Raw genomic sequence first — 12,536 nt, 5'->3', positions numbered from 1 at the left:
GCGTGCTCGCGACTCTAGGGCTCGGCGGACCGCCGCGCCATAGGCCGAGATGACTGGGTGGCGCAAGGGAGTTCGGCGTGTCTTTTCCGAACCCGTCCGCTTAAGTCCGATTTACACATAGAGTGCCAAATATCGCGGATGTGATTTAAGTGGGGGAAAGATACTCATGATCCTCGTGGAACGAAGCGCGCACGTGGCGGCGCCGGTGGATGTGGTCTGGGACGTGGTGCAGCGCGCCGAGCAGCTGCCGGCCTGGCTGGCGGGAGTCCGCGCGGCCGAGGTCCTGTCCGGGGAGGGATTCGGGCGGCGGCAGCTAGTCCAGGCCGGACGCGGCGCCGCGCACGAGGCCGAGGTGATCGCCTTCCAGGAGCCGACCCTGATCGGCTGGCGCGAACGCGCGAAGGGTGCCGGCGCCCGAGCCGAGGCGCGCACCGAGATCTACGTCCAGCTGACCCCGGACGAGGAGGCCGGCGGCACCGTCGTACGCCTGATCGTCGTGCGGTGGCCCGCCGGACCCGTCAAGGCGGCCCTGCTCCGGCTCGGCCTGCGCCGGGTCGGCGCCGACCTGGAGGACTCGCTGGCCCGGCTGACCGACCTGGCCGCCGTCGGCTGACCGAGCCCAGTCCCGGCGTCGCCCGCGATGGTGACGGCCCGGCGTTCCCGCCAGGGACGCCGGGCCGTCGTTCTACCCGAGGTGTTAAGAAGGGGCCCCTCCTCTACCGGAGGCGTTAAGAAGGGGCCCTTCCTTTCAGCTGTCGCCGCCGGTCTCGCCGACCGGGGCGGCGTTGACGTCGTCCAGCGCGTACTTGCGGGCGGCGTCGGCCGGCACGTGGGCCGGCACCACACCGCGCAGCGCGAGCTGGCGCAGCGTGGCCACCGCCACCGACTCGGCGTCGACGTGGAAGTGGCGGCGCAGCGCGTGCCGGGTGTCCGACATGCCGAAGCCGTCGGTGCCCAGCGAGGTGTAGTCGCCGGGTACCCAGCGGGCGATCAGGTCCGGTACCGCGCGCATCCAGTCGCTGACCGCGACCTTCGGCCCGTCGGCGTCGGCCAGCTTCCGCGCGATGTACGGCACCCGCGGCTCCTCGCCCGGGTTGAGCAGGTTGTGCTCCTCGCACTCCACCGCGTCGCGGCGCAGCTCGGTCCAGGACGTCACCGACCACACGTCGGCGGACACGCCCCAGTCCTCGGCGAGCAGCTGCTGGGCCTTGAGCGCCCACTGCATGCCGGTGCCGGAGGCGAGGATGTTCGCCTTCGGCGCGTCGTCGCCGACCTGCGGCGCGGGGGAGTAGCGGTGGATGCCCTTGACGATGCCCTCGACGTCCACGCCCTCCGGCTCGGCCGGCTGGAAGATCGGCTCGTTGTAGACGGTGAGGTAGTAGAAGATGTTCTCCTGCGCCTCGCCGTACATCCGGTGCAGGCCGTTCTCCACGATGTGCGCCAGCTCGAAGGCGAACGCCGCGTCGTAGGAGACCACCGCCGGGTTGGTGGCGGCGAGCAGCAGCGAGTGACCGTCCTCGTGCTGGAGGCCCTCACCGTTGAGCGTGGTCCGGCCGGCGGTCGCGCCGAGCACGAAGCCCCGCGCCATCTGGTCCGCCGCCGCCCAGAACCCGTCGCCGGTGCGCTGGAAGCCGAACATCGAGTAGAAGATGTACAGCGGGATCATCGGTTCGCCGTGCGTGGCGTACGCCGTGCCCGCCGCCGTGAACGAGGCCACCGACCCGGCCTCGTTGATCCCCTCGTGCAGGATCTGGCCGGTGGTCGACTCCTTGTAGGACAGGAACAGGTCCCGGTCGACGGCGGTGTAACGCTGGCCGTGCGGCGAGTAGATCTTCTGCGTCGGGAACAGCGAGTCCATACCGAACGTACGGGCCTCGTCCGGGATGATCGGCACCCAGCGCTTGCCGAACTCCTTGTCCTTCATGATGTCCTTGAGCAGGCGGACGAACGCCATCGTGGTGGCGACCTTCTGCTTGCCCGACCCGCGCTTGACGTCGGAGAACCGCTCGCTGCCCGGGATGGCCAGCGTCTTGCGGGCGGTGCTGCGCGTGGGCAGGTAGCCGCCGAGCTGCTGGCGCCGGTCCTTCAGGTAGGTGATCTCGTCCGACTTCTCGCCCGGGGTGTAGTACGGCGGGAGGTACGGGTTCTCCTCCAGCTGCTTGTCCGGGATGTCCAGGTAGAGGCGGTCGCGGAAGAGCTTCAGGTCCTCCAGCGTCAGCTTCTTCATCTGGTGCGTGGCGTTGCGGCCCTCGAAGTGCGAGCCGAGCGTCCAGCCCTTGATCGTCTTGGCGAGGATCACCGTCGGCTGGCCGGTGTGCTCCATCGCCGCCTTGTAGGCCGCGTAGAGCTTGCGGTAGTCGTGGCCACCCCGCTTGAGGTTCCAGATCTCGTCGTCGGACAGGTGCTCGACCATCTTGCGGGTCCGCGGGTCGCGGCCGAAGAAGTGCTCCCGCACGTACGCCCCGGACTCCGCCTTGTAGGTCTGGTAGTCGCCGTCGGGCGTGGTGTTCATCAGGTTGACCAGCGCGCCGTCGGTGTCCGCGGCGAGCAGCGGGTCCCACTCCCGGCCCCAGACGACCTTGATGACGTTCCAGCCGGCGCCCCGGAAGAACGCCTCCAGTTCCTGCATGACCTTGCCGTTGCCGCGGACCGGTCCGTCCAGGCGCTGGAGGTTGCAGTTGATCACGAAGGTGAGGTTGTCCAGCTCCTCGCGGGCGGCCACGCCGATCGCGCCGAGCGACTCGACCTCGTCCATCTCACCGTCGCCGAGGAACGCCCAGACGTGCTGCTGGGAGGTGTCCTTGATGCCCCGGTGCTGCAGGTAGCGGTTGAACCGCGCCTGGTAGATCGCGTTCAGCGGCCCGAGACCCATGGAGACGGTCGGGAACTCCCAGAAGTCCGGCATCAGCCGCGGGTGCGGGTACGACGGCAGCCCGCCACCGGGGTGCGACAGCTCCTGCCGGAACCCGTCGAGCTGGTTCTCGCTGAGCCGCCCCTCCAGGAACGCCCGCGCGTACATGCCGGGGGAGGCGTGGCCCTGGTAGAAGATCTGGTCGCCGCCGCCCGGGTGGTTCTTGCCCCGGAAGAAGTGGTTGAAGCCCACCTCGTAGAGCGACGCGGAGCTGGCGAACGTGGAGATGTGGCCACCGACGCCGATCTCCGGGCGCTGCGCCCGGTGCACCAGCATCGCGGCGTTCCACCTGATGTACGCCCGCAGCCGCCGCTCGACGTGCTCGTCACCCGGGAACCACGGTTCGCGCTCCGGCGGGATCGTGTTGATGTAGTCGGTGGTCGTCAGGGACGGCACCCCGACCTGCCGCTCGCGGGCCCGCTCCAGCAGGCGCAGCATGACGTACCGGGCTCGCTTTGTCCCGCGCTCGTCGATGACACCGTCGAGCGACTCGACCCATTCGCTGGTCTCTTCAGGGTCGATGTCCGGAAGCTGGCTCGGCAGACCAGCGGTGATCACCGGGCGCTTGCGTTCCGTAGCCACAGGCGTTCCCTCGGTTTCGTGTGGGATAGGTCTCTAGCGCCATCCTGCCCCCTGGTGGCGCGTGCCGTCACCTCTCCCGCCCCCAGACGCGACGCTGAACACAGGTACCCATCAGTAACTTTGCGCGATCACCGGATGCGCTATCGGCGGACGCGGCGGCGAACCGGGCACTGCGGCAGAATGCGCCGTATGCGCAGTGAGGTGATCACCGTCCGGACCGGCTCCCGGCCGACCGTCCGGGACATCACGAGCGAGGCCGAGCGGTTCGTCGCCGGGGCCGGCGACGGCCTGCTGCACGTCTTCGTCCCGCACGCCACCGCCGGGCTGGCGATCATCGAGACCGGCGCCGGGTCCGACGACGACCTGCTGCGGGCCCTGGACGACCTGCTCCCCACCGACGACAGGTGGCGGCACCGGCACGGCTCGCCCGGGCACGGCCGCGACCACGTGCTGCCGGCGTTCGTGCCGCCGTACGCGACGCTGCCGGTGCTCGGCGGGCGGCTCCAGCTCGGCACCTGGCAGTCGATCTGCCTGGTCGACACCAACGGCGACAACCCCGACCGCCAGGTGCGCTTCTCGTTCCTGCCCGGCTGAGCGGCCGAACAGATAGTGGAGCGCATCAATTGTTGACCCGTCACGTACAATCGACTGATGGCGCACTCCACTGTCTCCGCTGATCAGCCCGGTCCGGGTGACCGGCCGAGCCTGGCCGGGGACACCGTGCGCCGGATCCTGCACGTCGCCGCCGCGCTGCGCCACCACCAGGACGAGGCGCTCGCCGGGCTGGGGCTCACGCCGGCGGCCGCCCGCGCGCTGCACCAACTGGACCCGGACCGTCCGCTGCCGGCCCGCGACCTCGCCGAGCAGCTCGGCTGCGACAGGTCGAACGTCACCGGCCTGGCCGACCGGCTGGAGCGGGCCGGGCTGGTGGAACGACGCACCGACCCGGCCGACCGGCGGCAGAAGGCGCTCGTGGTCACCGAACGCGGCCGGGAGGTCCGCGAGCGGGTCGTCCAGGTCATGTCGGACCCCCGGCTGCTCGACGACCTCAGCACCGCCGAACTGGCCGCGTTACGTGAACTCGTTTTCAAGGTCTCGGACGGCGGGTGCCCGGAGGAGTGCGGCGAGGTCTGAGCCACGCCGGGCGGAACGTGTCCGACTGGGCGCGGCGGGCCCGAGTCGGTAATGCTGTCCGACGTGACCACCCCGCACGATCTCGACGACCGGCTCCGGGCCGAACTGGCCGCGCTCGGGGCGCCCGACCAGCGGCGCGACCTGGGCGAGCGGCTGCCCGACGGCGGGCCGCTGACCGGGGCGCAGGCGCTGGCCCTGTTCGACGCGCAACTGACCAGCCGGCTGCTCGACCTGGCCGGGCAGTGGCTGCACGGCTTCGGTGAGGGGTACCACACCATCGAGTCGGCGGGGCACGAGGGCAACGCCGCCGTGGCCGCCGCGCTGCGGCCGACCGACCCCGCGCTGCTGCACCACCGCTCCGGGGCGTTCTACTGCCTGCGCGCCGCCCAGGCCGCCGGCGCCTTCCCCGCCGCCCCGGCGCCACCCGCCCCGTCGGCATCCGACGCGGAGGCCGATCCCGACGCCGCCACCGACGGCTCGCCCGGTGCCGTTCCTCGCGCCGCCGTCGACGTCTCGCCCGGTGCTGCTCCGCCGGCTGCCGCCGGCTCGCCCGGCACCGCCGCCGACGGCTCGCCCGGCACCGCTGCCCGCGCCGAGGTCCACGGCTCGTCCGGTGCCGTCCCCGGCACCTCGAGCGGTGTCTCGCCCGACGAGCCGGCCGCATCCTTCGCGCAGCGAGCCACCCCCGCCTCGTCGGCTGTTGCCCCCGCACCGTCTGCTGTCATCCCGGACCCGTCGGCCGCCCCGGCCCTGCCAGTCGCCGTGCACGAATCGCACGACCTGCCCGCCCAGCGCGGCACCGGCCAGGATTCGCACATCAATCCCACCTCCCAGGAACAACGTTCCACCCTCCGGGAACCGGAGAGATCTTGGAACGAAAGTGCCCCTATAGGGGCCGTTTCGTACCAAGATCTCGAACGGCCGGGGGCGGGAGGCGACGCTGGCCGGGCGGGTGCCGTCGGTGCGTCGGGTGGCGCGAGCGATGGGACGAACACGGCGGGCGGCGAGGCGGGCAGCCTTCCCGTGGGAGCCTCGATCGTGGTGGACGCGGACGGTGGCGCGACTGTCGGCGTACCCGATCTGCCGCCGCCTGCCCCCGACGACGCGTTCGCGGCGGCGGCGCGCGACGTGCTGCGCGGCATTGTCGCCTCCGCCGAGGAACCGGCCGCCGGAGGCCGGCAGAAGCTCTTCGGCCGCGCCGACCTCGCGGTCGTGCCGACCGCCGCGAGCGCCGGTTCGCACCTGCCCCGCGCGGTCGGCCTGGGGCTGGCGCTGGAGCGGCTACGCCGGGGCGCCCGGCCCGCGGACGGCGAGCCGGAGGTGGCGGCCTGGCCCGCCGACGCCGTGGTGGTCTGCTCCTTCGGCGACGCCTCGGTCAACCACGCCACGGTGACCGCCGCGCTCAACACCGCCGGCTGGTACGACCACACCGGCCTGCGTATCCCGGTGCTGTTCGTGTGCGAGGACAGCGGCGGCTCCGCCGACGGGTGGGTGGCGACGACGCTGCGGTCCCGGCCCGGCATCCGCTACTTCGCGGCCGACGGCACGGACGTGGCCGAGAGCTACCGGGTGGCGGCGGAGGCGTCGGCCTGGGTGCGCCGGCACCGCCGGCCCGCCGTGCTGCACCTGGGCGCGGTCCGGCTGATGGGCCAGGGTGACGCGGCCCGCGACCCGCTGCTGGCCACCGCGCGGCTGCTGGTCACCTCCGGGTACGCCGGGGGCGAGGAGCTGCTCAGCCGGTACGACGAGCGGGGCTGGCAGCTGCGCCGCATCGCCGAGGAGGCGCTGGACGAGCCGAAACTGGCGTCCGCTGTCGACGTCGTGCGGGAGCTGGCGCCGCGGCGGCCGGTCCGGGTGGCCCGGGCGGTGGCCGAGGCGGCGGAGCGGGCGGCCGGGCCGGGCGCCGGGGCGCGGGCGGAGGCGTTCGGCGGCAAACCGCCGGAGCTGACCGGGCCGCTGACGCTGGCGCAGAGCATCAACGCGGCGCTCGCCGACGGCATGCTCGACCACCCTCGGATGGCGGTGTTCGGCCGGGACGTGGCCGCCGGCGGCGGGGCGCACGGGGTGACCGAGGGGCTGCGGGACCGGTTCGGGGCGGCCCGGGTGTTCGACACGCCACGGGACGAGACCTCGATCCTCGGGCTCGGGCTGGGCGCCGGCCTGGCCGGGATGCTGCCGGTGCCGGAGATCCGGTACCTGGCGTATCTGCACAGCGCCGAGGATCAGTTGCGCGGCGAGGCGGCCACCATGCGGTTCTTCTCCCGGGGCGCGTTCCGCAACCCGATGGTGGTGCGGGTGGCCGCGCTGGCGGGTGAGGACGGGCTCGGCGGCCACGCGCGCAACGACAACTCGGTGGCGGTGCTGCGGGACGTGCCGGGGCTCGTGGTCGCCGTGCCGGCGCGGCCGGACGACGCCGCGCCGATGCTGCGTACGTGCCTGGCCGCCGCCCGGGTGGACGGCAGTGTCTGCGTCTTCCTGGAGCCCGCGGCGCTCTACCACGCCCGCGACCTCTACGCCGACGGCGACGGCGAGTGGACGGCCGAGTACGCCGAGCCGGGCGCCTGGGCGGACCGGCACGTGCCGATCGGGCGGGCCCGCGTCTACGGGATCGGCTCGGCCGAGGACCTCACCATCATCACCTTCGGCGGCGGGGTGCGGATGTCGCTGCGTGCGGCCGCCACCCTGGCCACGGAGGGCGTGGGCAGCCGGGTGGTGGATCTGCGCTGGCTGGCCCCGCTGCCGGTGGCCGACATCATCCGGGAGGCCTCGGCGACCGGCCGGGTGCTGGTGGTGGACGAGACGCGGCGCTCCGGCGGGGTGGGCGAGGGCGTGCTGTCCGCGCTCGTCGACACCGGGTACGTCGGCGCCGCGCGCCGTGTGGCCGGACTTGACTCGTTTGTACCATTAGGTCCGGCCGCTCGTCAGGTTCTGGTCTCCGAGGAAGCCATCACCCAGGGTGCCCGTACGCTGCTGGCACGGTAAATTCCGTTCCACCCGGTGCGCCACTTGCGCGGCGAGCCGCAACTGTGTGGACTGGGCCCGACGGTGTCACCCGACGCCACGAGCAGGGATGAGATGAGGAGGCACGCGACAGTGAGCGCGACCGCTGGCCAGGCCGACGGGGTACGCAGCCTGGCGGACCGGTTCGGTATCGAGCCGGGCATGGTCGTCATGGAGATGGGCTACGACGACGACGTCGACACCGATCTCCGGGACGCCCTGACCGACCGCTGTGGGGAACTCGTCGACGAGGACACCGACGAGGTGGTCGACGCGGTTCTGGTCTGGCACCGCGACGGCGACGGTGACCTCTTCGAGCTCCTCGTGGACGCCCTCGGGCCGCTCGCCGACAACGGCGTGGTCTGGCTCCTGACCCCGAAGGCCGGCCGCGACGGCCACGTCGAGCCGAGCGAGGTCGCGGAGAGCGCGCAGACCGCCGGGCTCCAGCAGACCTCCACCATCAACGCCGGCCGCGACTGGAGCGGCGCCCGCCTCGTCATGCGGCGCGGCTCCAAGAGCAAGAAGTAGGAGCGCACATGCCCGTCGAGGTTGGCGCCGAAGCGCCCGACTTCCTGCTCAAGGACCAGAACAACCAGGAGGTACGGCTCGCCGACTTCCGTGGCCGCAAGACCGTCCTGCTCGTCTTCTACCCGCTCGCCTTCACCGGCGTCTGCCAGGGCGAGCTGTCCGAGGTGCGGGACAACCTCGACGAGTACGCCAACGACGACGTCCAGGTGCTGACCGTCAGCGTCGACTCCGTGTACGCCCACAAGATCTGGGCCGAGCAGGAGGGCTTCCAGTTCCCGCTGCTCGCCGACTTCTGGCCGCACGGCGCGGTCGCCCAGGCGTACGGCGTCTTCAACGACGTCGCGGGCATCGCCAACCGGGGCACCTTCGTCATCGACAAGACCGGCGTCGTCCGCTTCGCGGAGATGAACATGCCCGGCGAGGCGCGCGATCAGCAGGGCTGGCGCAAGGCGCTGGCCGAGGCCGCCGCTGCCTGAGTCCCACACCCAGGTACGTCGTTCGACCGGGCCGGAGGCGGGCAGGTAAGCTGGCCGCTCCGGCCCGCCGTACGGGCGTTCCGGGCGCGTAGCTCAGTGGGAGAGCACTCGCCTTACAAGCGAGGGGTCGCAGGTTCGAAACCTGCCGCGCCCACCTTTCACATCAGCGGGAACCGTCCCGAGAAGATCACTCCCCGGGGCGGTGACTCGACGGGCTCCACGTGTTAGATCCGTTGCCATTGATGCCGGGACCAGGGCGGCTGGGGTCCGGGAGAATGAGCCTGTGGCCTCTGACCAGGAAGCGCTTCCGCGCCTGCGGGAATGCCCTACCGGGCCGGCGCTGCATTACGCTGCCAGGCCACACCTCGCAGGACCGCTACCTCCCCCGAGCGGTTGCCGCAGACGTAACCCTCGCCTGCACTGCTCCTCGGAGGTGAGACGTGGCTACCGTGGACCCGGGTTTGCGGCCAGAGATGGTGCAACGAGAAGGCCGGGAAGCTTTCGAGCGGCTTCGCACGTACTCCATAATCGCTGTTCAGGCGGGTGTGGCCGCTGGATTGTCCTGGTTCATCGCCAGCGACGTGCTGCACAATCCACAGGCGTTGTTCGCCCCCGCCGCCTCGATCGGCACGGTCGCAGCAGCCCTCGGCAATCGGATCAGGCGAGCGGCGGAACTCATCGCCGGGGTGATCCTCGGGGTGGCGGCCGGGCAGTTGATCATCTTCGCCATCGGGACGGGGCCGATACAGATCGCCGTGATCGTGGCATTCGCGATCTCGTCGGTAGCCGTGATTCGCGGAGGCGGCGCCGTGATGGTGCACGCAGGAAGCACCGCGGTGCTGCTGGGGACGCTGACTGCGCAGCAATCCCACCTGGCTGTGGCGCGGACGGTCAACGCGTTGATCGGGGGTGCGACGGCCATCGCCGTGGCGTTGCTGATCCTGCCGGCCAACCCTGTGCGCGTCGTGCACCGCTCTGCCGGTCCGTCGCTGGATGTTTTCGCCCGTGCTCTCACGGCTGTCGCCGAGGCGTTGGATCGGCGTGAGGTTCAACAGGCCGACGACGCCTTGCAGCGCCTGATCGCGGTAGAGCAGGAAAGAGACAAGACGATCGAGATGGTCGCCGCGGCGGGGGAGATCGCGCTTCTCTCACCCTGGCGGTGGCGACGATTGGGCATCCTGCGCCGGTATCAGCGCGCCTCCGAGCACCTCCAATCCGCCTACTCCAACAGCCGCGAATTGGCGCACTGGGTCGTATCGGCGGTACGGCTGCGTGAACCCGTACCCGCCGGCCTCTCAGCGTCGATCGAGCACCTCGGCCAAGCGGTGCGGCTGCTGCATCGCGATTTCGTCGCCGGCCGAGAGCCCGACCTTGCACGCGCGCGGGCGCAACAGGCCATCGAGGAGGTCAACCAGGCCTGCGCCGAAAAGATCGGATTCTGCGAGATGGTCCTCATTTCCCGGCTGCGCCTTGCCATCAGCGACGTGCTTCAAGCGTCCGGACTGCCAAAGGCAGAGGCAAATCAGCAGGCGGGGTTGGCCGCCGACTCGAGCTGATTCAACAACAGGTGTTCTTGCCGCGTTGCGGAAGCCGCAGCCGCGACTAGCGGCGGACGACACGGGAGAGCAAGCGACAGCTCGCAGCTCCGAACCGGCCGCACCCGCCGCTCACGCCAGCCAAACCGCCGGTGCGGTGACGGCACGAGTAGCCCGTTGACGACCTGCAATGAGGTCAGGCGCTCCAGCCACCGACGCCACCGCTGCCGGTGTTGCCGCCGTCCGTCCGGTTCCGATGGTCGTCGAGCCTGCGGCGGGCCTCGGCGGATGCCTGGAGGTCACGCACCTGGCCGCCGTCGACTGGTGTCTTCCGGCTATGGCGCCACAGTGCGACCGCAGCGACGGCCGCCGCGATGATGATCAGAACGATGAGCCAGCGCACTTCGACCTCCCTGGGTGAGATGCCTGCCCCCACTGTGAGGCAGCCGGTCAAGGCTGGTTCCAGGGCGCCTCGACAACGAATGAGCCGCCGGAGATCAGGCTCGGAGCCGTACCCTCCGGGGCTGTGGAACTGGACGATGCATCGTGGGGCAGGGCACTGGTCCTCGTTCGGGAACTGCGCGACCCCGCCATTCCTGACGTCGAGGGGTTCGGGGCGACCGACCTGCGCCCTGTTGACCTTCATGCGAGGATCTGAGGTGTGATTCTCCACCGAAGGGGCAGTGCCTCGTAGGCAGCCCCAGCCCCGATCACTTCGCCGCCGCGTGCGCATCACGCGAAGCCCGTGGGCCCGTTATCGGGATGTTCCTGGACTCTCCGGTTCCGCGAACGCTGCCATCCGTCTGGTGGAAGGGCGGCGGTGGCTCCCGGGCACGGTGGCCGCCGCCATCAGGATCTGGGGCGCGCATGCGTACGGCAGCCGGCATCGGTGGAAGCCGTGGGAAGCGGAGTTCGCCTGTTCCTGCTGTGGCGAAGCCTGGGCACGACTGCGCTTGGAAGAGGCAATCGTCTCGCTGCCAAGCCATGCCGGGCGAGAGCTTCAGGTAGTTGTCGACCGCCTGGACGACGCATTGTTGAGGCGTACCCATCACGATCCTCAAACGCCCGGTCACGACCCCTGGTGGCTGCGCCGCTGTTGATCAAGCGGAAACGCTCTTACTACGTCGTTTTCGTCGGGTGGAACCGCCGGTAGATGGCAGGTAGGAACAGCAGAATCAGGACGACGATCGCTGCTCCCACGAGTAACGGTGGCCCCAGCGAGTCAGCGAGGCGGATCCCGCTCGGTGCCGAGGTGTGCTGAGGCGCGTTCGGGTTGTCAGGGCTTCCGGCGAACGAGCCCCGATTTGCGATGAACGCCTGGCCGCAGCAGAGGGCCATTGGAATGGTCAGGATGCAGGTCATCGTATGTGCCCACGCTCTGCCTCGCACGAGACCCACCAGCGACAGGAGCAGGCCGGCCATAGCGAGACCGGACAGGACCACCGTCAGCCGGCCGACGACCTCGGCCCCCAGGTCGGCAAGCCCGTTCCGGTTCGCTGCCTCCTCCGGCGACACGTGGTACACGACGTCCCAGTGCGTGAGGTCATAGAGGACTGTTACGGCGTTGAGCGTCAACCCGAGCACCAGTAGGCCGACCGCGACGGCCGGTGCGAACAGCGGCCATCGAGACGTCGACCCTCGCCGGCGGTTGGCCCTCTTGATGATCACTCGGCGGACCATACACAAGCTGATCTGGCGTCAGGGGCACATCGCTCTTGGGGTGACAGCAACGCCGATAGCAAGAGGCCCGGCGAGCGGCGGATGGCTGGAGATCAGGCTTGGAGCCGTACCCTTCGGGCTGCGGATCCTGCGCTGCCCGGACGTCATCACCCTGATGTTCTTCAACCAGCCCGAGTTGACGGACGAGGAGGTGATAGATGGTCGTGCAGGAACGACCGCGCCGCCTCCTTCATGGCCGCCACCGCCTCCTCCGTCTGATCCGGCGCTGCGCCGCAATCGGCGTACAGGTACAGAAAGCGGTAGCCCACCTCGCGCAGCTCCTCAGAGGGAAAGTAGGCCGACTGCCAGTAGATCTCGTGCGCCAGGTCCTCGGGATCGCCCTCTCCGGCGATGATGCTCGCCGCTGCCGCACGCATGAGGTGCAGCCGGGCGCCGCTCTCGTCCGGGACCGGCGAGCCGAGTTCCTCCATCGCCTGCCGGAACAGGTCGACGGCTTCCCGGGACTGGCCCTTCGACAGACCGGCGAGCTCACGCAGGCTCGGCGAGTCGACACCACGGGCCAGAGCGTGCGCGGCCGCCATCGCCAGGTCGTCGCCGACCGGCTCGTCCATCGCCAGCCGGACGGCAAGGTCACGCAGTCGCTCCATCCCCGAGAGGCTAGGCGGTACGCGGGCCGGTATCCGCCCATGG

General features: G+C 70.7%; 12 protein-coding genes and 1 tRNA gene. 9 read left to right on the top strand and 4 right to left on the bottom strand.

What is annotated here, in order from left to right; translation table 11 throughout:
- Window positions 1-166: 166 nt before the first annotated feature.
- Complete coding sequence (locus tag HA073_RS14900) at window positions 167-613, top strand: SRPBCC domain-containing protein (RefSeq protein ID WP_030503643.1); 447 nt, start codon at window positions 167-169, stop codon at window positions 611-613.
- A gap of 135 nt (window positions 614-748) precedes the next feature.
- On the opposite strand, the gene aceE is transcribed toward HA073_RS14900, so the two are convergent.
- The gene (gene aceE, locus HA073_RS14895) at window positions 749-3,493 is read right to left on the bottom strand and encodes a pyruvate dehydrogenase (acetyl-transferring), homodimeric type (RefSeq protein ID WP_166456677.1); all 2,745 of its coding nucleotides are present in this window, start codon (window positions 3,491-3,493) and stop codon (window positions 749-751) included.
- A 189-nt stretch (window positions 3,494-3,682) separates the two neighbouring features.
- Here aceE and HA073_RS14890 point away from each other — a divergent pair, with 189 nt between their 5' ends.
- The 7 genes from HA073_RS14890 (at window position 3,683) to HA073_RS14855 (ending at window position 10,187) form a co-directional block, all read left to right on the top strand.
- Window positions 3,683-4,087 carry a secondary thiamine-phosphate synthase enzyme YjbQ gene (locus HA073_RS14890; RefSeq protein WP_205797320.1) on the top strand — a complete coding sequence of 135 codons (405 nt, stop codon included), beginning with the start codon at window positions 3,683-3,685 and terminating at the stop codon, window positions 4,085-4,087.
- Window positions 4,088-4,144: 57 nt separating this feature from the next.
- A complete protein-coding gene (locus HA073_RS14885; RefSeq protein ID WP_166456675.1) occupies window positions 4,145-4,627 on the top strand; it encodes a MarR family winged helix-turn-helix transcriptional regulator in 483 nt (160 codons plus the stop codon).
- A 63-nt stretch (window positions 4,628-4,690) separates the two neighbouring features.
- The gene (locus tag HA073_RS30610) at window positions 4,691-7,609 is read left to right on the top strand and encodes a transketolase C-terminal domain-containing protein (protein ID WP_375336236.1); all 2,919 of its coding nucleotides are present in this window, start codon (window positions 4,691-4,693) and stop codon (window positions 7,607-7,609) included.
- 111 nt (window positions 7,610-7,720) lie between these two features.
- Window positions 7,721-8,155, top strand: a complete 435-nt coding sequence (locus tag HA073_RS14870) for a DUF3052 domain-containing protein (RefSeq protein ID WP_013287823.1) — start codon at window positions 7,721-7,723, stop codon at window positions 8,153-8,155.
- A gap of 8 nt (window positions 8,156-8,163) precedes the next feature.
- Entirely contained in the window at window positions 8,164-8,631 is a 468-nt protein-coding gene (locus tag HA073_RS14865) for a peroxiredoxin (protein WP_166456674.1), read from the top strand.
- Between the two features lie 82 nt (window positions 8,632-8,713).
- A tRNA-Val gene (locus tag HA073_RS14860) sits at window positions 8,714-8,785 on the top strand.
- Window positions 8,786-9,071: 286 nt separating this feature from the next.
- Window positions 9,072-10,187, top strand: a complete 1,116-nt coding sequence (locus HA073_RS14855) for an FUSC family protein (protein WP_307851596.1) — start codon at window positions 9,072-9,074, stop codon at window positions 10,185-10,187.
- Window positions 10,188-10,362: 175 nt separating this feature from the next.
- Here HA073_RS14855 and HA073_RS14850 read toward each other — a convergent pair whose 3' ends face one another.
- Entirely contained in the window at window positions 10,363-10,569 is a 207-nt protein-coding gene (locus HA073_RS14850; protein WP_043329221.1) for a hypothetical protein, read from the bottom strand.
- Window positions 10,570-10,692: 123 nt separating this feature from the next.
- On the opposite strand from HA073_RS14850, the gene HA073_RS30910 reads away from it, so the two are divergent.
- A complete protein-coding gene (locus HA073_RS30910) occupies window positions 10,693-10,824 on the top strand; it encodes a hypothetical protein (RefSeq protein ID WP_255358637.1) in 132 nt (43 codons plus the stop codon).
- 461 nt (window positions 10,825-11,285) lie between these two features.
- On the opposite strand, the gene HA073_RS14845 is transcribed toward HA073_RS30910, so the two are convergent.
- The gene (locus tag HA073_RS14845; RefSeq protein WP_147265135.1) at window positions 11,286-11,834 is read right to left on the bottom strand and encodes a hypothetical protein; all 549 of its coding nucleotides are present in this window, start codon (window positions 11,832-11,834) and stop codon (window positions 11,286-11,288) included.
- Between the two features lie 173 nt (window positions 11,835-12,007).
- Window positions 12,008-12,493: a hypothetical protein gene (locus tag HA073_RS14840; protein WP_064448239.1), complete on the bottom strand. Its 486-nt coding sequence runs from the start codon at window positions 12,491-12,493 to the stop codon at window positions 12,008-12,010.
- Between the last annotated feature and the right edge of the window lie 43 nt (window positions 12,494-12,536).

This window comes from Micromonospora sp. CMU55-4 (assembly GCF_011602315.1).
GTDB classification, from domain to species: Bacteria; Actinomycetota; Actinomycetes; order Mycobacteriales; family Micromonosporaceae; genus Micromonospora; species Micromonospora chalcea.
This window is presented reverse-complemented; position numbering and strand designations above follow the sequence as displayed.